The organism is Sphingobium sp. SCG-1, from assembly GCF_002953135.1.
Classification (GTDB): Bacteria; Pseudomonadota; Alphaproteobacteria; order Sphingomonadales; family Sphingomonadaceae; genus Sphingobium.
The window spans coordinates 3,748,613-3,769,136 of record NZ_CP026372.1 but is presented as its reverse complement, the minus strand read 5'-3'; the positions used below and the strand labels follow the sequence as shown (position 1 = coordinate 3,769,136).

General features: G+C 59.1%; 17 protein-coding genes. 8 read left to right on the top strand and 9 right to left on the bottom strand.

The features are described from left to right. The first annotated feature begins 29 nt into the window (after positions 1–29). On the top strand, positions 30–1,268 hold the full coding sequence (locus C1T17_RS17515) for an SGNH/GDSL hydrolase family protein (RefSeq protein ID WP_104954541.1): 1,239 nt from the start codon (positions 30–32) through the stop codon (positions 1,266–1,268). 28 nt (positions 1,269–1,296) lie between these two features. Here the strand turns inward: C1T17_RS17515 and C1T17_RS17510 are convergent, their stop codons facing one another. From C1T17_RS17510 to C1T17_RS17500, 3 genes are all read right to left on the bottom strand, one after another. Beyond that, the gene (locus C1T17_RS17510) at positions 1,297–1,503 is read right to left on the bottom strand and encodes a hypothetical protein (protein ID WP_104954540.1); all 207 of its coding nucleotides are present in this window, start codon (positions 1,501–1,503) and stop codon (positions 1,297–1,299) included. A 134-nt stretch (positions 1,504–1,637) separates the two neighbouring features. After that, positions 1,638–2,750, bottom strand: coding sequence for an acyltransferase family protein (locus C1T17_RS17505; protein WP_104954539.1), 1,113 nt, complete (start codon positions 2,748–2,750; stop codon positions 1,638–1,640). 10 nt (positions 2,751–2,760) lie between these two features. Beyond that, complete coding sequence (locus C1T17_RS17500) at positions 2,761–3,429, bottom strand: heparin lyase I family protein (RefSeq protein ID WP_189338399.1); 669 nt, start codon at positions 3,427–3,429, stop codon at positions 2,761–2,763. A gap of 228 nt (positions 3,430–3,657) precedes the next feature. Here C1T17_RS17500 and C1T17_RS17495 point away from each other — a divergent pair, with 228 nt between their 5' ends. Together C1T17_RS17495 and C1T17_RS17490 are read left to right on the top strand one after the other, a co-directional pair. Continuing rightward, positions 3,658–4,704 carry a glycosyltransferase family 2 protein gene (locus tag C1T17_RS17495; protein ID WP_189338398.1) on the top strand — a complete coding sequence of 349 codons (1,047 nt, stop codon included), beginning with the start codon at positions 3,658–3,660 and terminating at the stop codon, positions 4,702–4,704. A 56-nt stretch (positions 4,705–4,760) separates the two neighbouring features. Next, positions 4,761–6,194, top strand: a complete 1,434-nt coding sequence (locus C1T17_RS17490) for an oligosaccharide flippase family protein (protein WP_104954536.1) — start codon at positions 4,761–4,763, stop codon at positions 6,192–6,194. Here the strand turns inward: C1T17_RS17490 and C1T17_RS17485 are convergent. Next, positions 6,174–7,562: an O-antigen ligase family protein gene (locus C1T17_RS17485; protein WP_104954535.1), complete on the bottom strand. Its 1,389-nt coding sequence runs from the start codon at positions 7,560–7,562 to the stop codon at positions 6,174–6,176. The genes C1T17_RS17490 and C1T17_RS17485 overlap by 21 nt on opposite strands. 453 nt (positions 7,563–8,015) lie before the next feature. On the opposite strand from C1T17_RS17485, the gene C1T17_RS17480 reads away from it, so the two are divergent. After that, positions 8,016–9,431 carry a hypothetical protein gene (locus tag C1T17_RS17480; RefSeq protein WP_104954534.1) on the top strand — a complete coding sequence of 472 codons (1,416 nt, stop codon included), beginning with the start codon at positions 8,016–8,018 and terminating at the stop codon, positions 9,429–9,431. A 204-nt stretch (positions 9,432–9,635) separates the two neighbouring features. Here the strand turns inward: C1T17_RS17480 and C1T17_RS17475 are convergent, their stop codons facing one another. Then, positions 9,636–10,115 (bottom strand): MarR family winged helix-turn-helix transcriptional regulator, encoded by a 480-nt coding sequence (locus tag C1T17_RS17475; RefSeq protein WP_104954533.1) that lies wholly within the window; start codon positions 10,113–10,115, stop codon positions 9,636–9,638. A 105-nt stretch (positions 10,116–10,220) separates the two neighbouring features. Between C1T17_RS17475 and C1T17_RS17470 the strand changes: the two genes are divergently transcribed. From C1T17_RS17470 to C1T17_RS17460, 3 genes are read left to right on the top strand one after another with little or no spacing between them, the layout of a single operon-like run. Further along, the gene (locus tag C1T17_RS17470) at positions 10,221–11,384 is read left to right on the top strand and encodes an HlyD family secretion protein (protein ID WP_104954532.1); all 1,164 of its coding nucleotides are present in this window, start codon (positions 10,221–10,223) and stop codon (positions 11,382–11,384) included. Beyond that, a complete protein-coding gene (locus C1T17_RS17465) occupies positions 11,381–12,934 on the top strand; it encodes a DHA2 family efflux MFS transporter permease subunit (RefSeq protein ID WP_104954531.1) in 1,554 nt (517 codons plus the stop codon). The genes C1T17_RS17470 and C1T17_RS17465 overlap by 4 nt, the downstream gene beginning before the upstream one ends. A gap of 8 nt (positions 12,935–12,942) precedes the next feature. Then, positions 12,943–14,385 (top strand): efflux transporter outer membrane subunit, encoded by a 1,443-nt coding sequence (locus C1T17_RS17460; protein ID WP_104954530.1) that lies wholly within the window; start codon positions 12,943–12,945, stop codon positions 14,383–14,385. Between the two features lie 25 nt (positions 14,386–14,410). Here the strand turns inward: C1T17_RS17460 and C1T17_RS17455 are convergent, their stop codons facing one another. From C1T17_RS17455 to C1T17_RS17445, 3 genes are read right to left on the bottom strand one after another with little or no spacing between them, the layout of a single operon-like run. Next, positions 14,411–14,641 carry a hypothetical protein gene (locus tag C1T17_RS17455; protein WP_223262669.1) on the bottom strand — a complete coding sequence of 77 codons (231 nt, stop codon included), beginning with the start codon at positions 14,639–14,641 and terminating at the stop codon, positions 14,411–14,413. A 38-nt stretch (positions 14,642–14,679) separates the two neighbouring features. Next, positions 14,680–16,263: a PepSY-associated TM helix domain-containing protein gene (locus C1T17_RS17450; RefSeq protein ID WP_104954528.1), complete on the bottom strand. Its 1,584-nt coding sequence runs from the start codon at positions 16,261–16,263 to the stop codon at positions 14,680–14,682. Beyond that, on the bottom strand, positions 16,260–16,565 hold the full coding sequence (locus C1T17_RS17445) for a hypothetical protein (protein ID WP_104954527.1): 306 nt from the start codon (positions 16,563–16,565) through the stop codon (positions 16,260–16,262). The genes C1T17_RS17450 and C1T17_RS17445 overlap by 4 nt, the downstream gene beginning before the upstream one ends. A 239-nt stretch (positions 16,566–16,804) precedes the next feature. Here C1T17_RS17445 and C1T17_RS17440 point away from each other — a divergent pair, with 239 nt between their 5' ends. Further along, positions 16,805–19,243 carry a calcium-binding protein gene (locus C1T17_RS17440; RefSeq protein ID WP_104954526.1) on the top strand — a complete coding sequence of 813 codons (2,439 nt, stop codon included), beginning with the start codon at positions 16,805–16,807 and terminating at the stop codon, positions 19,241–19,243. Positions 19,244–19,247: 4 nt separating this feature from the next. Here the strand turns inward: C1T17_RS17440 and C1T17_RS17435 are convergent, their stop codons facing one another. Further along, positions 19,248–20,453 carry an MFS transporter gene (locus C1T17_RS17435; protein ID WP_104954525.1) on the bottom strand — a complete coding sequence of 402 codons (1,206 nt, stop codon included), beginning with the start codon at positions 20,451–20,453 and terminating at the stop codon, positions 19,248–19,250. Between the last annotated feature and the right edge of the window lie 71 nt (positions 20,454–20,524).

The following is a 20,524-nucleotide window of genomic DNA, read 5'->3' as shown; positions in this document are numbered from 1 at the left end:
TTTTAGAAGAGGCTTGTCGCTATATGAGGATGCAGCGTTTTACGGTGGTTATCGCTTCCTTGTCTGTGGCATTTGGCGTGCCGGTTACGGCCATGGCCAAGAGCTGCTCCCCTATATGGGTGCCGACATGGGCATCGTCACAGATGCTGCCCACTGGAGAAAATGTGCTGCCCAAGGGCACATTGGGCGGCGCAACCCTGCGGCAGATCGTCCGTACCTCGTCGGCAGGCCAACGCCTGCGCATCCGGCTGTCCAATGTCGCGAGTTCCGATCCGCTACGGATCAGCGGCGTCACGGTGGCGGAAGCCGAGAGTCCCACTTCCTCCGCGATAAAGCCGCAATCCCTGAAGCCAGTGTTGTTCGACGGGCGGCGCGACGTCATTATACCGGCGGGCGCCGAATATCTCTCGGACCCCGTGCCGTTGGCGCCATCGGCGCTTCAAAGCCTGACGGTGAGCATCCACTATGCCGAGGAGCCGTCTGCGCCGACCTCGCATCCCGGCTCTCGTGCGACCTCCTATGTTCTGCCGGGCGACCATCTGGCCGATCCCGCCATGCCCGGCGCAAAGACTTTCGCGCACTGGTTTTCGCTCGCTTCGCTCGAGGCGGAGACCTGTGCTCCGGCGGCAACGGTCGTCGCGCTGGGAGATTCGATCACCGATGGTCGGGGAGCGACCACCGATGGAAACGACCGCTGGACCGACGGCCTCGCATCACGGCTTCAGGCCAGTCCCAAGCTGCGCCATCTCGCGGTGCTCAATCAGGGGATAGGTGGCAATAGGCTGCTGAACGACGGTCTTGGACCCAATGCGCTGGCGCGGCTGGATCGTGACGTGATGGCACAACCGGGGGTGCGCTACCTTATCGTGCTCGAAGGCATCAACGATATCGGGACGCTCACCAGGGAAGCGCCGGTGAGCGACGCAGCGCATGAGCAATTGGTGTCGCGGATGATCGGCGCATACCGTCAGATCGTTCTTCGCGCCCGTGCACGGGGAATCAAGGTGATCGGCGCGACGATATTGCCGTTCGTCGGCAACGAATATTATCATCCGGACGCGCGAAACGAGGCTGACCGCCAGGCGGTCAATCGCTGGATACGTCAGCCGGGTAATTTCGATGGAGTTGTAGATTTCGACCGGGTGATACGCGATCCAGCGCGTCCGGACCGGATGCATGCTGCCTACGATTCAGGCGATGGACTGCATCCTTCACCTGCTGGATATCGCGCGATGTCCGACGCGATATCTCTTGAGTTGTTCAAATAATAAAAGGAACCGCGGGAGCCTGCGACTTCTATTTTGCGGGCGAGAGGCCAGCTATAACTCTGGCCGCCTTCGTCACGCCCTCTGCTCTGCATTGTTCCTGGGCCTCTGCCGCGATGTTCGTCGCGTCCTCACCGGTCAAGACGCCTTTCTCCACCAGGCGAGCAACGAGTGCGGCCATCCACTGAACGCCCGCCGTCGCGATGTCGCCATCTGTAAGCGCCTCGTCTTCAACCATCAGCCTCTCCTCGCTCAGAGCGCCGCGAGTTCGCCATATTGTAGGGAACGGCAGCACGTTCTGAGAGAAACTTCCGTCCGGAAGCCACGTTCCCCTACGGGTCCGTGCCACGACGGTAACACTAACCTAGGCTGTCAAATTGCTGCGGGGAACGTTTTGGCAGTAGGAACAGCGGCAGAATTCAGCTTCCTCAGAAGCCACCGCTCCACTGTCAGATGCAGCAAAACCGCTACTCCAATCGCCAGCGCAGCGCAGATCGCAAACGCGCCTTCGGGCGGGAGTGCGTCGAAGCGCCGCAGCAATCGCATCGCCACCGACGCGACAGGCTGATGGATCAGGTAGATAAGATAGGATGACCCCCCCAATATCTTCCACAGCTTGGGATAGGGCAGCCGCCAATTTTCTTCGCCCTTTGCAAGGCCGTAGATCAGGATTGCCGAGGCAAGGAGATAGCCTATGTCGCCTAGCGGCCCCAGAACCTGAACCGAATGATCCACATGATGGCCAAGGGACCACTCCAGCACGCAAAGTAGGGCTAACGATCCGCCCCCGAGCGCAACCCATAGCCATGCTGGCGCAATCGACGGACGCTGAAGCAGTGCGGCGGCGATCATGCCGAAGGCAAAGCCGAGATTGAGCGACGCCGCCATCACTGACCATCCGCCCAAGTCCTGTTCGCCCGCCGGAAATAGCAAGCTCAGCCAGAAACTCACTGCGATCCATAATGCAAGTGCCCAAAAGGCGCGGGGACCGAAGCAGATCGCGAGCGAGAACAAGCCGTAGAAGACGATTTCATGGCGAAGCGTCCAGGAGATGGCGAGGATGGCGTCTCCGTGAGGAAGCAGAAGGAAATCGCTGAGAAGACCACCAATGCCGAGCGATCTCTGACCGGCAAAGCTGGGCACTATCAGGAACGCGCCCAGCATGGCCAGCGAAATTAGCCAGAACATCGGATATATACGGACAAAGCGGCGGAACGCGAAGCGTCCCAAAGTCCTAGGTTGGCCGATATCGCGGCGATGCACATGAAAGATGATGAAGCCGCTGAGGACGAAGAAAAAGGGGACGCCGACGTGGCCCGGCCGGAAAACATCCCCCAGAACAAGGACCCCGCGGAAGTTGGCGACGATCGTGGTAAGATGGTAGAGAAGAACAGCAACCGCCGCGAAAAATCGGCCTGCTTCAAGCGTCAACAGCTTCCCGCCCGAGGAACTCACTGTGGGTTTATCGCCGGACGTACTGTTCACCCCTCACTCCTCATTGCTCGACCGTACATATGCTTAGCCGCCGGAATTGCGCTGCGAAAGCTTCCGGCGCGGAGGCGCGGTACACGCCTTGCTTGAAATAAGCACCCTCGGCGTCGTTGAAGCCAAGCGGGCCGTGATATTCTACAAGCGGTTTCCCATCGCGCCACACGCCCAAATATCCTTTGTTGAACGGATCGAATTTGAAGCGCATCCCGATCTTGTACCATCTGTTGCGTCTAATCGTACCGGTATCCCGATACTGTTCGGTAAAGCTAAAGCCATTCGGAACCGACACTCGACGCTGGTCCGCACGCGATACGATCCGCATATGCTCGCCGAGCATTTCCACCGCCACGGGTGCACTATGGCCGTTTTCGCCCCTATCAAAAGTCGATTGCAGTTGAACCAATGTCAGCCAAGCCGCGCTGTTGGGGCGACCGGATTCCACCAGCATCTCGAAGGATATCCGATGGCTTTGCCCCGCTGCGAATTTTTGAGTGTCGAATGCTTCTGACCGTTCCTTCTCCGCACCGTCACCGGCGATATGATCGCCTGAGCGGACTTCGAAGCGGCTAACGTTTTTTCTCTGTGTGAAGCTCCACGGCCGCGCCGTATTTTGATGGCGAAGATTGGCTGCCGTGATGCATTCTTTGGGAGGCGAGTTCGCCGCTACACTCATCACGGTGAGCGGTAGGAGGACGATTAGCCGACCGGCGTGTGCACATTTGCATAGAAGGAAGCGAATGGAAGCCCATATCACGGCGCAGCATCTTGCCGTTTCTGACAGCATTCATCGGCCTTTCGCCAGTTACGAAAAATCCAAACTTCTAAGGACCGCAATATATGCTACTGACGATTCTGCCTACAGGGACGAGCTATTTTCGGGACCATGCAAAACTCCACGTCTATGAAGACTCCCACTGAAGCTGTGCCGAAATTCAAGGCCCAACCGCGTGTTGCCGTCGTCGTGCTGAACTGGCGTAGGCCACAGGATACCATCTTGTGCGTCACGAGCGTTATGAAGCTCGACTACAGTAATCTCGACATCGTCATCTGCGATAATGATTCAGGCGATGGGTCGATCGATACGATATCGTCCGGCTTGGCCGCTTTCCTGCCCGAAGTAATCGAAATGCGGCGCTCGAAAGGCTTTCTGGGCTTTGAATATCGCGAAGTTGCGCCCGATATCCGGAATGTAGAGAATGAAGCAGGCACCCGAAGGCTTTGGCTGACCCAGACGGGCCGGAACGGAGGTTACGCGTTCGGGAATAATGTCGGCATCCGTCTGGCGATGCTGTCAAAGGACATTGAATATATCTGGATTCTCAACAACGATACGATCGTAGATGAGACGTCTCTAAAATTCCTTGTAGCGCAAATGGCGAGCGATCCGGCAATCGGCATCTGCGGCGCAAAAGTGCTGTACTCCGGCAGGGATATGAAGGTTCAAACTTTGGGCGGAGGCCGTTTTCTGCCTTTTCGCGCCCGGTGCGAACAGATCGGCGAGGGCCTTCCGGCCACAGAAGCTTCCGCTCCGGAGAACGTCGAAGCAGTTCTGAGCTACGTCAATGGCGCAGCGGCTTTGGTCCGCCGCGAGTTGGTCGAGCAGATCGGGTACATGGACGAAGGGTATTTCCTGTATTGGGAAGAACTGGATTGGGCAACGCGCGCACTGGCATCGGGCAAGTTCCGGCTTGGCTATTGCCCCGACGCGCTCGTCTATCATCAAGTGGGCGCGTCGTCCGGGACGAGCGATCATGGCATCCCTTCGCTTAGCTCCACCTACTGGATGACGCGGAGTAAGTTCCGCTATCTGCGGCTGCATCGTCCATGGCTGTTGGCCATAGCTTTCCCTTTGTTGCTGAAGGCCGTCATCCGCGAAGGATTGGCGCAGCGCTGGACACGCGCGCAAATGATGATACGCGGCGCCTTCAGTCTGCCGGTGAAATTTTGACCGGAGCCAAATGCTCGCTTGCGGGCAAACTCAAAGGTTGATGGTTCCAGGCCGCTATGTCGATTAAGAAGTCCCTAGCATGGATGGGCGGCGCGCAGATCGTTGCCCTTATCCTGCAATTCGCATCGACCATCGTATTGGCGCGCTATCTCACGCTGCATGAGGCGGGTATCTACGCCGTGGCGTTGTCTCTGGTCGCAGTTCTCGCGCTGGTGCAGCATCTGGGGCTACAGGCGCTTATCGTGCGTGAGGAAGTGCTGACCCGCGAAATCTCGACTACCGCCTTCACGGTCAACGCGCTGATTTCGATTGCTCTTAGCGGTGTCATCATGGCGACCAGCCTCGCCGGGGGCCGCTTGCTTGGCGATCCCGGCGTGCAGCGCGCATTAGGTGTCCTCGCAATTTCGCCGCTCTTTCAGATTTTCGTGTTCCTGCCCGCCGCTACGCTTGAGCGGGAAGGGCAGTTCAAGCAGATCGCGCTAGTCAACACGGCGGGCGCAGTCTGCGGTGCGATCGCGACGATCATCCTTGTGCTCGGTGGTTTCAGCTACATGAGCGTGCCCTATGCGCAGCTCGTCAACGGGGCCGTGACCGCCGTTCTCATGTCGATCGTAGGATCGCATCATGTGAGCTTTCGGATCGGTTTCCACGCCTGGCGGCGAGTCGGTGATTTCGGGCTTCAGATGCTGGCGGTATCGGGCATCAATTCGCTCTCGACGCGGCTGTCCGACATCGTCTTGGCGCGGTTTCTCGGCCTGTCGGCGTTGGGCGTATACAATCGCGCAAGCGGGTTAAACGGGATGATCTGGACCAACGTCCACCTGCTCATCGGGCGCGTCATGCTGGTCGATTATGCCGCGCTCTATCGCAGCGGCGGCTCGCTGCGCGAGCGCTATCTGCGCACCGTGGAAATTGTGACGGCGCTCCTTTGGCCCATGTTCATTGGCTTTGCCGTCATCGCCAAGCCGTTCATCCTGATCGTCTATGGCGAGCGCTGGATACCGGCAGCCGTTCCATTGGCGCTCATTATGCTGGCATCAGCTATTCAGGTGGCGATAACTATGACATGGGAGTTGTTTGCCGCAACCGGCCAGTTGCGCGTGCAGACACGGATCGAGTTCATTCGCAGCGGTGTGGCGCTGGCGGCCTTCGTGGGCGGTTGCCTGATTAGCCTAGAGGCGGCCGCCGCGGCGCGTGTGATCGACGCGCTTTTCGCGCTTATGCTGTACCGTCCGCACCTCGATCGCATGACTGAGACAACGATCCGCGACTTCTGGAGCATCTATGGCAGGAGCGCCTTATTGACGTTGCTGGCGTGCGGGCCTGCCGGATTGCTGACCATCGCGATGGGCTTCTCCGCCCAAATTCCGGTGGTTCTGCTGATAGCGGCGATAGCGATTGGCATCGTCCTTTGGGTAGGGGGACTCTTCGTCCTTCGCCACCCGCTCGTCGCCGAAATTCGGAAGAGATCAAAACCGCTTTCGGCGTGAAGTTTCGGCATCCACCGCTGGATCACCGCTCTCGTTTAAGGCTGTCTCCCCGTCGGTCGGAGGCGAGTAATGACTGGACATAGCATTGTCGCGGCTCTTGTTGCCGAGGAATGCTCGAAAGCTATGCAGCGCCGGACGGTAGTTTAGCGGCACTGCCTCAAACCACAGCTTTTCGAACCGCATCCACCAGAATAGCTGCCCTGCCCGCAGTTGCGCCACGAACAGGAGGGACAGGAAAACGGCATTCTGCTCGATAATCAGCGAAGGGCTGATTACCCCGTACATACCGCAGGCGATGCAGTTAAGTTGCAGCCCGCGAATGCCGGAGCCGCCATCTCGCCTCAGAGGAGAGGCGATGCAGAAATAGGTGGCGGCGATGAACGCAACTACTCCAGGAATGCCGAACAATATGAGAGGCCCCAAAATCCCAAGATCGCTTGGGTACAGCGGCTCATATTCACGAGTTCGGAAGAAGATCTGCTGCGCGTCGAACGTATTGGCGATGCCTACGCCCCACATCCAATGCTGCTGGATGACTCGGATCGCGACCCGATATTCCAGCGAGCGGGCGAAGGCCGATCCGTCCCAAGACATATAGTTGAACGGGTTCCAGTGAGGGATCAAGAATCCGAGCAGCAATATACCTGAAATGACGCAGAACAGTCCAAATAGTGCCAATCGCGTGGCTACGCCAAGGAGCCTGACCGACGACAAAAGCATCACCGTCACAAAGATCAGGCCGAAGGTTCTAAATCCGCTCAGCCACAAGGCATAGACCGCCAGGAGAAAGATGCCCGATCGAAGGAAAAATCCCAGCTTCCTGTTCGTCATCGCGTAATAAGCGACAAAGGAAGCGAACGCGGCGGCGAGGTAGAGGCGCGAACCGCGCGCTGTGTCCCCGCTATGGATGGCGCGATTGTCTCCCAGCGAACCACTGAGAATGCTGTTATGCCCAACAACGTAAAAGATGAGGTAAAGTGTGGTTACGATGAACAATATCTTCAGGATGCGGGATATGGCTACGCCACTTCTATAGAAGGGCAGAAAGCTGAGCAGTTCGATGTAGGTGAGAACCGAATTGAAGTTATAGGGCTGCTGCGCCAGATGGCAGAACCAGACGTGTTCCAGAATGAGGAACAGAAATATCGCAATTGCAGGAATCTGTATGGCCAACCTGATACGCGTCAGCGGGAAGAACAGATAAAAAAGGAACACTGATATCTGGACGAAATACGACGCATAGGTTGCGGCAGGCCACAGCAGGTCGACGATCACGGCGGCATGAACGACTATCGCTACCAATAGCGCGGTAATCAGAAAATGGTCCAGGGGCGACGGGCGTCTCGGACTGATCTTGGTGCTAGACATCCGGTTGCACCTGCAAAGGCGCGGCCAACATTCGGCGGACGTTAGGTCCGATGCCGTCGCTGTCACTCGGCATGTTCTGCCTATCCATCAAATTGCGACGCCGTCTGCTAACCCGCGTGTCCAGTCGAGCCAAGGATATACCGCCATACACAATGTTGTAGTTGCTGCACCGAAAAATTTCCGCGCAGCCTTAAGTCTCGGAAAAACAGCGATACCCCCAATCATGGAGCCACCTAAGAGGTTAGCTGAAGATCAAGCCAGTAATTTCATAAGCAACAGGATCACATGTGCTACTGCTGCGATAAAGTTGACGCCTGCGGCATAGCTGACTAGTCGAAGGAAGCCGCTCGACCCGGCATGCGCAATCGAAGGGCAGTATGTGGCCGTAGCAGAACCGTTACTGATAAGGTGCGGTGATTTGTCCGCTCCTATGCCCCTGTTGATGCGTTGCATATGATGATGCGAAAGCTTGTTCTAACCGGCATCGTCGTGTGCGCCGCATTCACTGCACTGCTCGCCGGCGCGCCGCAGACGTCGACCATGTTGTCGGGTTTGATGCCTCATGGTGGCGCGGATCAGCGGGAATATACGCCTGGGCACGGCATCTCGCACCTTAAGCCGTTCGATGTTCCCGCCCCTGTCCCGCTGGCGGACTTCTCCTCGCGTGCGGCCTTACAAGCTCCCGAACTCGCGCTGGCAGAGGTGCCGGCGGCTGAAAATACAGAAGGCGCATCGACGGCTTTGCGTCTCACGACACAGGGTTCGACCGTCTATACCATCGCGCCGTCCGCCGCGCTTGCTACGCCTGTGGATGTGCGGAATGGCTATACAATCCTTCCGTTCAAACCCATCAGCAACTGCGAAAAGGCACTGCGATGGTCGCTGGAGTTCCATTCCGAAGGGTCTCCCGGCGCGCCTACCGGCAACTATCATGAAATGGACGCGGTCAGAGACGGACCAAGCGCGCTGCGTTCGGTGTTGACCTCCCAAAAGGATAGTACCGGAGAGGGGCGGTGGGAGTATTTCGGCGTGCATACCAATAATCTGCATGCTGTGGGCACCGGTGCCAATCTCGAAGCAATTAAGTTCGTCCGGCTTATCGTCCGCGGCGGAGCGTCGCCGATGGTTATCGAATTGGGCAGCCCCTATTTTCAGCGCTCGGCGCTGAATAAAGCTAAGGCGATAATCACGTTCGACGACGGCTATGCCAGCGTGGTGAACACCGCCTTGCCGCTGTTCAAGGCGAAGGGCTTTCGCGGCATGTACAATTTGGGGGCCATGCAGCAGACGCTGGATGCGCCGGGTCATCTGACCAAAGCGCAAGTGCATGTGCTGCGCGATGCCGGATGGCAGTGGATGCAGCAGGCCTATTCGACCGAAGAGCTGGCGCCGATCCTCGCCATGTCCGAAACCGACCGCGATGCGGAGATGCGCAAGCAGATTGATTTCGCGAGAGAGAATCGATTGGGTGATCCCGGCTTTGGTTCTTACTTCAGCCAGGTAGGGCAGACGCAGGTCGGGCTTTATGGCATGTTCGCACGCAATCAGCGGTCGACCCGAGCATATTTCACACCGCGTGCCGTCAGTCCGCCCGATTTCCCGATCCTGTATGGCGAGAATTATCCGTTCGTAGATCCTTACTTGGTGAAGTCATTGGCGGCTGACGTGCCGTCAGAAAGCTTTGGCCTGCTGACGCAACATGCCGAGCAAGCCATCGCCAATCGCGGTGTGGCGATCTACACGTTTCACAATGCACTGGATAACTTGCCGATGTTGCTCGACTGGCTCGATGCCAATCGCGACCGCATTGACGTCGTGACGGAAGCTGACCTGTTTACCGCTCAGCGAGCGGCTGCAAAACGGCGCTGATCGTTCTTAAGACGACGGTAAAGTTGACGCTAAAAACCCATATTGAGTTGCGGGGGAATCGTGATATCCTTCAATATACCGCCGGTAGAGTGGGTAGAGAGGATCGTGCTCGTGGAACGCCTGGAATCTGTATTTTGCGCCTGTGAGTTTCGCATTATCTGCCTGGCAAGCGCTTGCTCGGGAAGTCTGGCTTTAGGTATGGTTCTACTGCTCAGATGATTTCGTTTTAGGCTGAGAATGTTCACCGCGAAGATGTGGCGCTTCGACCTCCATCAATCTGTCGTTTAGCACTTTAACTAACCTAAGCAGTTCCTGTTCTTCGGTCGGCGTCAGCGCCTGAAATATTCGGCTCGCAATAGCCTGCCGGGCCGGCGCGGCATCACTGATCACTTTGCTTCCGGCGTCGGTCACCCGAATGTATTTCGCACGTCGGTCATTCGGAACGGGATCCCGGCGAACCAGTCCGTCGCGCTCCAGCCCATCGATCGCTTCCGTTACCGTCCGTGGCGCAAAGCCGAACGCCTCGCTGATGTCTATGGCCCGCGCCTGAGCCATGTGCTCAATGAAAAGCAGCAGCTTCAATTGCGCAAGTGATGTGCCCTGCGCCTTCAACTCAATATTGAAGAGGCGATGCATACGAAGCGTCAACTCACGCATGCTGTCCATAAGTTGCTGATGCGCCATCAGGCAAAGAAAAGATGTGGGACCATGTAATATGGTATTGCCCTATTGTGCGGAGAGGTTCAAGGGAGTTGTGCCATAGCGCGCAAACAAAGTGAGATCCGATTGATGGCCAGCAGCGATGACAGTTCGGAGCGGAAGCTGGATACCGGCGCCGGGACGGAGCAGCCTTCGCCACTGAAACGCCCTCGCGTAAGACGTATCATCAGCATCGTTCTAGCGGTGATACTGATTGGCTTTATCATCTGGTTCATCCGCTATCAGACGCATGGCAAATATATCGAGGAAACTAACGACGCCTATATTCAGGCCGATGCGGTAACCGTTTCGCCCAAGATTTCGGGCTACGTCGAAGAAGTGTTCGTTCGCGACAATCAGGACGTGAAGAAGGGCCAGCCACTGGCCCGTATCGACCCCCGGGACTATCGCGCGCAGGCCGAGCAGGCTCAGGCGCAGATCGATGTCGCCGCCGCTAACGCCGACAATGTCCGTGCGATGATCGGCGAGCAGGAGGCGGCCATTGCTCAGGCGCGGGCGCAACTGTCCACGGCGGAAGCCGATGCGCGCTATGCGGCTGCCGAGGCGGCGCGCTATGCCCCTCTCGCCGCGAGCGGTGCCGAAACGCGGGAAAAACTGGCCAACCTGCGCAATCAGGCCGCGACGGCGACAAACGCGGTGGCGTCGCAGCGCGCGGCGCTGCTGACGGCGCAGCGCCGGACCGGATCGCTCAAGGCGCAGGTACGACAGGCGGAAGCCCAAGGCGAAGCGGCAAGGGCGCAATTGGCGTCCGCCAGCCTCAACGTAGGATCGACTATCCTGCGCGCCAGCGTGGATGGGCGCATTGGCGATCGCTCTGTTCGCGCGGGGCAGTTCGTACAGGCAGGAACGCGACTGATGTCGGTCGTACCGCTTTCATCCCTCTACATCACCGCAAACTTCAAGGAGACGCAGATCGGCCTGATGCGCCGCGGTCAGCCTGTGACTATATCCGTCGATGCGCTGGACGGCGTCGATTTGACCGGCCATGTGGACAGCATCTCTCCGGGCACCGGGGCGCAATTTTCACTGCTGCCGCCGCAAAACGCGACGGGCAATTTCACCAAGATCGTCCAGCGCGTGCCGGTGCGGATCGCGATCGACGCCAGTCCCGAAACGCGTGCAATCCTTGTTCCCGGCCTTTCGGTGACGGCGAGCGTCGACACGATCGCGGCCAAAGGGCAGGCGGAGCACATTGCCGACAAGGAAAAGGCACGGAGAGAGGCGCGCCGGTGAGCGACGCGGAACCCGCGCCTGCGCCCGAGGAGCGTGCCGACGCGGCTGCCTGGCTCGCGGTGGCGGCGGGGACGCTGGGCGCGTTGATGGCCACACTGGACATCTCCATCGTCAACAGTTCGCTGCCCACGATACAGGGTGAGATCGGCGCCAGCGGGACCGAAGGAACATGGATCGCGACCGCCTATCTCGTCGCGGAAATCATCATCATACCTTTGTCGGGCTGGCTGGAGCGCCTGTTCGGACTGCGCACTTTCCTGCTTCTCGCTGCGGGCCTGTTCACGTTGTTTTCCATGCTGTGCGGCGTATCCACGACACTCACCATGATGATAATCGGCCGCGTAGGTCAGGGGTTCACCGGCGGGGCGCTCATTCCGACTGCGATGACCATTATTGCCACGCGGTTGCCCCGCTCGCAGCAGCCGATCGGCAATGCCCTGTTCGGCGCAACGGCATTGTTGGGACCGGTGGCCGGGCCTGTTCTGGGTGGCTGGCTGACCGAGAATTTAAGCTGGCATTACGCCTTCTTCATCAACCTGCCCGTGGGTGCCGCGCTGATTACGCTGTTGCTCGTCGCAATGCCTCACAAAAGGTCCAATCTTGCGCTTATTGCGGAGGCGGATTGGCTCGGCATCATCGGTCTGGCAATGGGCCTTGGCGGCCTCACGGTTGTTCTGGAGGAGGGAGAGCGCGAGCAATGGTTCTCCTCGTCGACGATCATTTGGCTGACCATCGTGTCGGCGGTCGGCTTCATGCTTCTTGCCGCCGGGCAATTCTTCGCCCGTCGCCCCGTGATACGTCTGGCTCTGTTGCGTAATCGTCAGTTCGGCAGCGTGGTCGTTATGGTCACGGTGGTCGGCATGGTGATCTACGGCACGTCCTATGCCATTCCGCAATTCCTGTCGGCCATAGCGGGCTACAACTCGTTACAGGCAGGGCAGATCGTCATGCTCTCCGGCGCGCCCGTCATCCTGATGATGCCTTTCACGCCCTGGCTCATTCGAACGGTCGATATTCGCCTGTCGGTAGCTTTCGGGCTGACGGTTCTTGCGTTCAGTGCATGGCTGGAGACGGATCTGACAAGCGTGTCGGACGGATCAAGCTTTGTCGACTCCCAACTCTTGCGCGGCGTTGGCACCGTGTTCTGCATGATGTTCCTCAATCAGGCCGCGATCCGATCTGTGCCTGCTGAGCAGGCCAGCGATGCGGCGGGGCTTTATAACGCAGCGCGTAATCTGGGCGGCTCCTTCGCTTTGGCCGGCATCGCGGTGATCCAGGACCAGAGACTATGGCTCCATAGCCGCCGCATCGAGGAAACGCTGAGCGCCAATGCGATCAATGTGCAGGATTATGTGGCCGGTCAGGTACAGGCCCTGGGCGGGCAAGGAAGGGCGATGCGTATGATCGAGGGTACGATCCAGATGCAGGCCCTTACGATGACGTATTCCGATCTTTTCTGGATCCTGACCGTCGGGATCATCTTAGTCAGTCCGCTCGCGCTTTTCCTTCGGCCGCTTCCCAAGGGCGCGCCGATGGCGGCCGGGCATTGAGGAACGTCATGCGCCCCTATCTTGCCTTCCCATTGATCGCGTCGCTGCTTGGCGGTTGTACCGTAGGGCCGAATTATGCCGGGCCACCCGCTGTGGCACTCAAGGCCGCAGCCGCGACTGCTTTTACGCGTGCCGGGGATGCACCTGTGACAACCGCCGCACCGGTAGCACGCTGGTGGGAGAGCTTGAACGATCCTGTGCTGGATGCGCTCGTAGTCAAGGCGCTGGACGCCAATCCAAACGCGCTTATGGCGAAGGCGAGGTTGCGCCAGGCGCGCGCTGCACTGGGACTGCAACGGGCCAATTCCGCTCCCAGCGTCAATGCATCCGCCGTGTACGCCCACGCCCACATCCCCGGCATCGACCTTGGCGGTGACGGTGGCGAAGGGGAACAGAGTGGCGGCAATGGTGCCTCTGATCTCAATGTCTACAATCTTGGGTTCGATGCGTCGTGGGAGATCGACTTGTTCGGCGGCCAGCGCCGCGCAGTCGACGCGGCGCGCGCCGCTGCTCAAGGGGCTGAGGCAAGCGTCGCGGATATACAGGTCAGCCTGTCCGCCGAAGTCGCGCAGAACTACATCAACCTGCGGGAACGGCAGCAGCGCATCGTTCTCAATACCCAGTCGATTGCGAAACAGCAGGAAATGCTCGAGCTGACGCGGCAACGCTATGCGCGGGGTACGGCGTCTGCGCTTGAAGTAACCGCAATGGAGACGGGTCTTAGCGGCACGCGTGCGCGATCGACGCCGCTTAACGCCGAGCGCGACGCCTACCTTAATGCGCTGGCGGTGCTGACGGGCGAGGAGCCGGGCGCGCTGGACGCAACTTTGTCAGCAGGCGGTGCGATCCCGCTGCCGCCTGCGTCGGTGGCAGTGGGCGATCCCGCCCGGCTGCTTCAGCATCGGCCGGACATCCGCGCAGCCGAGCGGCAGCTTGCGGCTGACACCGCACGGATCGGGCAGGCGGATGCAGCGCGTTTTCCGCGCCTCAGCTTTATGGGGCTGGTCGGCATTGGCGGAACCAAGCTTAGCGACTTGGGTCAACTTGACGATTTTGCGGCTATTGCGGCTCCGCAGCTAAGCTGGAATTTCCTGGACTTCGGCCGGAATCGGGCGCGGGTCGAGCAGGCGGAAGGCGTTCGGGATGAAGCCGAGGCTCGCTATCGCAATGCCGTGTTGGCAGCATTGCGTGATGCTGAGGATTCACTGGCGCGGTTCCGCGACCGGCGAAGAGTGGTCGCATCGTTGGCGCGTGCGCGAGATCTTGCCATTCACGCTGCGCAACTCACGGCCCAGCGAAATGAAGCTGGCACAGTGACCCGCATAGAGTTGCTGGACGCGCAGCGGCAGCAACTCGCCGCCGAGCAGGATCTGCTTTCCGCGCAAGCCGCTCTCACGGGTGACTTCGTGGCAATAGAAAAGGCACTGGGGCTGGGCTGGGAAGGCTCATGACCGGATCGGGCGATGTCGCGAGATTCTATTGCGCAACATCCTGACGATTGAACCACAAGGCAATAAGCCAACCCAGGGCGCTGCTGCCGCCCAACCAGATCAGGAATGCTGCGGCATCGCCTTGTAGCGCGCATAGAAGTCCGGGTATGCAGGCTGCGGCAGCGAACAATCTGCGCGTCGTGGGGGTTTGTCCAGTTCCTGCCATGCGCAGTGAACGGCGGCGCTTGGGATCGCCCAGGCAAAGCGATACGATCAAGATCGCCGAGATTGCGACGGCTATGATGGGGAACATAATCATTCCGCCGGGTGCAGGACAGGAACGCGCAAGCCGCTCTGCCGCCGCTTTGCACCAAAGTGACGCCAGAGCATGAAGCCGCCGGCGAGGACGAACGCACTATCCATGGCCGCTATGATCGGTTGCCCGGCGCTCATTGCGACGGTCCAGCTTGGCCCGCCGGTGACGAGACGGAGCACCGGGAGGGCAATCATCACCAATCCCGTACCGAGTTGCAACGCGCGATCAATTGCACGCGCGCGGGCGAAAAAGCCGCCCACGATGGCAACAGCGGACGCGATCAGGAACGACGCCGTAGTCCAGTATACTGCGCCGCCCTTCGGCATCTCGATCAGGAACGCGGCGGCTGCCACGACCAGAGCAAAGGGCAGGCCGAAGCCGATCACAGCCACGGAACGGTCGAGCCATTCCAGCGACCGCGCCGCATCCGCGCGCCGCACGAGCCAGAGCCGCAGCCCCGTCAAGGTGACGTAACACATTGCGAATCCCAGCGCGAACCATATGGCTTTCGAGACGATCCCGGCAAAGTTGCCGAAGTGGAGCGGAGCCATGATCGCGGCGATCGTTCCGCCAGCCGATGGGCGGGGGCCGATCGCTGGCTTGGCGCGATCGAACCGTGCCGACGCACCATCGTACAATAATGTCACCGGCTCGATATCCGATGCTTTTGGAGGATGATAGCTCGTCACCTTGGAATCGGCGCGGCCGAAGTTCTCGATCGCGACGAAGGTTGGCGCGTCGCCAGCTCGGCGGATGGAATCTGCGGCGATCCGATCCAGATTGCCGATCGCGACCGGACGCGGGTTCGCTTTACCGGGATTGCCATATACTGCTTCGGTCAGCGCGGGAATGTCCCCCCCGAATGCTGCCATCGCGACAATAGGGACGCCGATCGTGCTGAAGAAAGAGAAAAAGCTGCCAGTGAATGCAAGTACGAACGCAAAGGGCAGGCTCCACGTGCCGGCGACGCTGTGCCGGTCGCGGTCAACCAGCACCGGATTGGCTTTCCGCCGCAGGGTGAAGATGTCCTTGAACAGGTGGCGATGGATCAGAAGTCCCGAGATCGCCGCAACAAGCATGGCGAGGCCTAGGATGCCGGTGAGCAAAAGCCCCCAAGGATTGGGCACGTGTAACTGGACGTGCGTGTCTATCAGGAACCGGCTTAGCGCATCATCGTTTCGGGGACCGAATACATCTTCGCTCGTGCCATTCTGCGTTTCGACTACGCGGCCTGTCTTATCGACCTGATAATATATGCCCCGACTGACGAAGTCGCCACTGGCTTCCGTTTCATGACGGTGAAAGAAGACGCCGAGGTCGTGGTCGCCCATCTCGAACAGGTCGACTCCTTCATAATATTTCTCCGAAGTGCGCCGGGCGAGATTGCGCACGGCGCTATCGATCGGGCGCTCGAAGGCGGAGCGGGTTTCGATATGTCCGGCTGACCAGATGCCGATTTCTTCGGCGAATACTGCGACCATGCCGGTCAGCACCACGGCGTACAGCAGCAGGCCGAGCACAATCCCCGACCAGCCGTGCACAGCCACCATCAGCTTGGTTTCGTCTTTGGGCAAGTGGATCATTTGGATGCCCCTTTTGCAACCGGTGCGTGACTGAGGAAACTGTGCGCCACCAGCCCCCCGTGGATTACCAGCAGGCCAAGCGCCACGATGGCTACTCGTGAAAGTTTCCTGTCCATACAGGCGTGAAAGAACAGCGCGGCCCACAGTAATGGCGCGAGCACCAGCGGCAGCACAAGATTGTCGATCCCCGCAGCGCCCTTCGGCAACCATTGGGTCATGCCTGCCATCATCACGAGGGCCAAGATGATCGCGCCTGGCCCGGCGAACAACATGCGTATCCATTTGCCCGACATCGCGGCCATGCTTCTTCCCAACCGGTGCGCCATGGCAGGCGCATGCTGATCTCAAACTATACCAGCCGCGGCGGCCTGACAATTGCTATTGCGATGCCTTCGCAATATTTAGAGTCTATTTCACCGGGGAGTGTTGCGCTCGCTATAAAATCTCTTTTGTTACAGTACGGTAACATTACTTAATATGGTTTACATATTGCCACGATGTGTGGTTCATCCGTTTCGGATGAATTCGACGGAGCAGATCAATGACCGACTTCACGGTGTCCGGCAATGTATTGCAGCGCCAGTACCTTCAGGGCGGAGACACTCTGACGGTTCAATCGGATGCTCTTCTGCATCCGTTGGGTACAGCGGTGGAATGGGATATCACGGGAGCGGAAGGGCTGGTTCGCCTTAATCTCGAAGGCGCGATCCAGGCATTCAGCGGTGCGGCAATCGACGCGACTGGAACTGCCGCCGCCAGCCAGAGCATCGCCATAGATACGCAGGTCGGATCGTCCATCCGCGCGCGCGACGACGTGCTGCATGTCGGGACGGACTTACAGGGCGGTTCGATCAATTTGGACAATCGTGGTCTGCTCAAATCATACACCGGGTCAGTGGTCGACGCGATCATTTCAGGCACTCCCACAGGTTCGGGGATCAGCCCCCTCTATCTCCTCAACTTGGAGACCGGTATCATGCAAAGTGACGCCGGTCCCACCATCCGGCTGTCCGGTGCCAGTAATTTCGCGCAGACCGATGGCAATGTGTTCGTTGCCAACGTCGGCAAGATCATCAGCATGGGCAAGGGCGTAGATTCCGCTCCTGCCATCGACACCACTGATCTGGACGCGACCGTCCCGAACAAAGTCCGCCTCATCAATTGGGACACGGGCACGGTGCAGGCCGTCGATAGCGACGCTTTTCGCGTCGGCGACTACGCGGCTGTCACTAATTACGGCAAGATCATCGCCGGTGGCAGCGAGGGTGATGACGGCATCGACATTGGCACCGCAACGAATGTTTTCATCCGGAACGAAGTGGGCGGAAAGATCCGTGGCGCTGATAGCGGCATTGCCGGCAACCAAGCGGTTGAGATCGAGAATTCTGGCTCGATCCTTGGGCGGATCGGCGCGGGGATCGCTCTGGATACGGCTCTCACGTCGGTCACGAAGATCATCAACCATGTGGGCGGTTCCATCCGAAGCTATGGAAGCGGCGATGGCATCGATGTCTCTGGTATGGTCGATCTTACCAATGACGGCGTCATCCGCACCTATAATCCGACGGCCTTTGGCAGAGATTTTGGCGTTTCGATCGGCGGCGGAACGATCGTGAACACTGGCACGATCGACGGATCGGGGGGAGGTATTCATGCTCAGGATGGCGCGCTCACGCTGACGAATAGTGGCATCATCTCTGCGGTGTGGTTATCCGGCAATTTTGATGACAGGATCATCAACACCGGCACGATTAGCGGAATTCGGGCAGGCGGGGGCAATGACTTCATCGATACCTCGCTCGGCAGGATTACTTCGCAGTTCGCTGCGGAGGGATCGATCTATGGCGAAGATGGCGATGATTACATCAACGCTGGGTCAGGCGGTACGGTAATTTACGGGGGCAATGGTAACGATCGCATCATCGGAGCGGGAACGATCGAGGGGGATGCTGGTAACGATTATATCACGGCGCTTCCAACCAATGAGAACCGCCTGGTCTTTGGAGGCGAGGGTGACGACACCATTGAACTGGGAAGTTTCCGCAGGATCAACGGCGGACAGGGATTTGATACGGTAATTTACCGCGTCGGCGACAACCATGTGTTTAGTTACGGTCGTTGGTCCAATATCGAAGCAGTTCACGCCTTTGGCACGAGCGGCGACGACTTCATGGGGGGTGGAGATGTCGACGACAAGATTTACGGTTATGAGGGTAATGATCGGCTATGGGGTGGAGCCGGCGTCAATTTGCTCGATGGCGGGGCTGGCGATGATCGTTATACAATCAGTAGTATCACTACCAAGATCGTTGATGAAAGCGGTGACGACTTTGTCATCACCAAGGTAAATTATAACATCGACTTGAACATTGAGACGGTAGCTATGGTGCGGCCCGGTCTGACGGTGACGGGGAACTGGCAATCGAACCGAATAGGCGGGAGCGACGAAGGCTCCGACACAATTTTCGGCGGCGGCGGGTACGATCTTATCAGCGGCAATGGTGGTGCCGATGACATTCATGGCGGCGACGGCACAGACACGCTGTACGGCAATGATGGCGACGATGTGCTGCACGGCGACGTTGGCCGAGACTATGTCAGCGGCGGCGCGGGGAACGATAGCCTGATCGGCGGGATCGAGTATGATAACCTGATCGGCGGCGCCGGGGCGGACACCTTCCAGTTTGATGATGTAACCCACAGCAGCGCGGGCGAGCCGGACCTCATAGTGGACTTCAGTCACTCAGAGGGCGATCTGATCGACCTAAGCCGCATCGATGCTGCAGTGTCATCGACAGCGGATGATGCCTTCATCTTTGTCGGCGCAGGCGCTTTCACAGGCCAGGAGGGCGAACTGCGCTACGTCGTAAGCAACGGCGATGCCGTGGTCGAGGGGGATGTCGACGGCGATGGCTTGGTCGATTTCGCGATCCAGCTACGCGGCGTCGGAACGCTCACGCAAAACGATTTCCTGCTTTAGGCCGCTATTCGGCGGGCTGGAGGACTTCCGTTCGGCGTCTTTCCGTCGTCATCAGTGAGATCGCCCAGAAGATGAGGCCGCCCAGCGCCAGCGCACAGCCTACCCAACCGGTTGAGCTCCATCCATAGCCCGCCGAGATGGCCATGCCGCCGAGCCATGGCCCGAGCGCATTGGCGGTGTTGAACGCGGAGTGGTTGAGAGCCGCTGCAAGGCTCTGCGCATCTTCGGCCACATCCATCAGGCGCGTCTGGAGCACAGTGCCTAGCGACCCTCCAAAGCCGATCGCGACGACGGCAATCGAGATCGTCCAGATGTTGCCGGTTGCCAGTGGGTAAAGTGCGAGGGCTATCGCGGACCATAGCAGTAGCGCGCCAGCCGTAGGCATAAGCGCGCGGTCGGCAAAGCGCGGCACGATAAGGTTGCCCAGCGTCAAACCAATGCCGAACGCCGCAAGCACAAGAGGAACGGCGGCCGCCGAAACGCCGGTGACTTCCATGAGCGTGGAAGCAAGATAGGTATATACCGCAAACAGGCCGCCGAAACCGATCGCGCCAGTCGCCAGTGTTAGCCAGACTTGAGGACGCTTTAGGGCCGTCAGTTCCCGTAGCGGATCTGCTCCGGGTTCTGGCCGATCATAGGGAACGAACGCGAACACCATCAGGACAGTCGCGAGCGCAAGTATGGCCACTACCCCGAAGCCCCAGCGCCAGCCTATCGCCTGACCAAGCCAGTTGGCGAAAGGGACCCCAATGATGGTCGCGACGGTCAGGCCAAGCATGATGTTGCCGACGGCCCGAGTACGACGGTCGGGGGGCACGAGCGACGCAGCCACGAGCGAAGCTATACCGAAATAGGCTCCGTGCGGCAGGCCGCTCAGAAAACGAAAGACGAGCATCGTCCCGTATGTCGGCGCAAGCGCGCTCGCGCCATTGGCGATTGCGAACAGGGCCATCAGCAGGATAAGCAAGGTACGACGGCTGAGGCGTGCGGCGGCAACGGCAAGCAGCGGCGCGCCGACCACCACGCCCAGCGCATAAGCGCTGATGACGTGACCAGCCGTCGGCTCGTTAATGCCAAGTCCCTTGGAAAACAGAGGGAGCAGGCTCATCGTAGCGAACTCGGTCGTGCCTATCGCAAACCCGCCTAGCGCGAGAGCGAAATGAACGAGGCCCACAGAACGGGTCTTTGCCGGGTCTGCCTGTTGTGTCATCGGTCTGCCTGATAGTGCTGCAGTGCAGCAGAAGCGCGCAACTTGGGCGTCGTCAGGCGGCAATTCAAGGG

Coding starts and splice junctions, on each gene's coding strand:
- C1T17_RS17445 (WP_104954527.1), bottom strand. CDS start 16,565: ATGGCCGCGATGTCGGGCAAATGGATACGCATGTTGTTCGCCGGGCCA.
- C1T17_RS17460 (WP_104954530.1), top strand. CDS start 12,943: ATGCGCCCCTATCTTGCCTTCCCATTGATCGCGTCGCTGCTTGGCGGT.
- C1T17_RS17480 (WP_104954534.1), top strand. CDS start 8,016: ATGATGATGCGAAAGCTTGTTCTAACCGGCATCGTCGTGTGCGCCGCA.
- C1T17_RS17450 (WP_104954528.1), bottom strand. CDS start 16,263: ATGATCCACTTGCCCAAAGACGAAACCAAGCTGATGGTGGCTGTGCAC.
- C1T17_RS17440 (WP_104954526.1), top strand. CDS start 16,805: ATGACCGACTTCACGGTGTCCGGCAATGTATTGCAGCGCCAGTACCTT.
- C1T17_RS17510 (WP_104954540.1), bottom strand. CDS start 1,503: ATGGTTGAAGACGAGGCGCTTACAGATGGCGACATCGCGACGGCGGGC.
- C1T17_RS17475 (WP_104954533.1), bottom strand. CDS start 10,115: ATGGCGCATCAGCAACTTATGGACAGCATGCGTGAGTTGACGCTTCGT.
- C1T17_RS17500 (WP_189338399.1), bottom strand. CDS start 3,429: ATGAGTGTAGCGGCGAACTCGCCTCCCAAAGAATGCATCACGGCAGCC.
- C1T17_RS17470 (WP_104954532.1), top strand. CDS start 10,221: ATGGCCAGCAGCGATGACAGTTCGGAGCGGAAGCTGGATACCGGCGCC.
- C1T17_RS17515 (WP_104954541.1), top strand. CDS start 30: ATGCAGCGTTTTACGGTGGTTATCGCTTCCTTGTCTGTGGCATTTGGC.
- C1T17_RS17490 (WP_104954536.1), top strand. CDS start 4,761: ATGTCGATTAAGAAGTCCCTAGCATGGATGGGCGGCGCGCAGATCGTT.
- C1T17_RS17495 (WP_189338398.1), top strand. CDS start 3,658: ATGAAGACTCCCACTGAAGCTGTGCCGAAATTCAAGGCCCAACCGCGT.
- C1T17_RS17435 (WP_104954525.1), bottom strand. CDS start 20,453: ATGACACAACAGGCAGACCCGGCAAAGACCCGTTCTGTGGGCCTCGTT.
- C1T17_RS17485 (WP_104954535.1), bottom strand. CDS start 7,562: ATGTCTAGCACCAAGATCAGTCCGAGACGCCCGTCGCCCCTGGACCAT.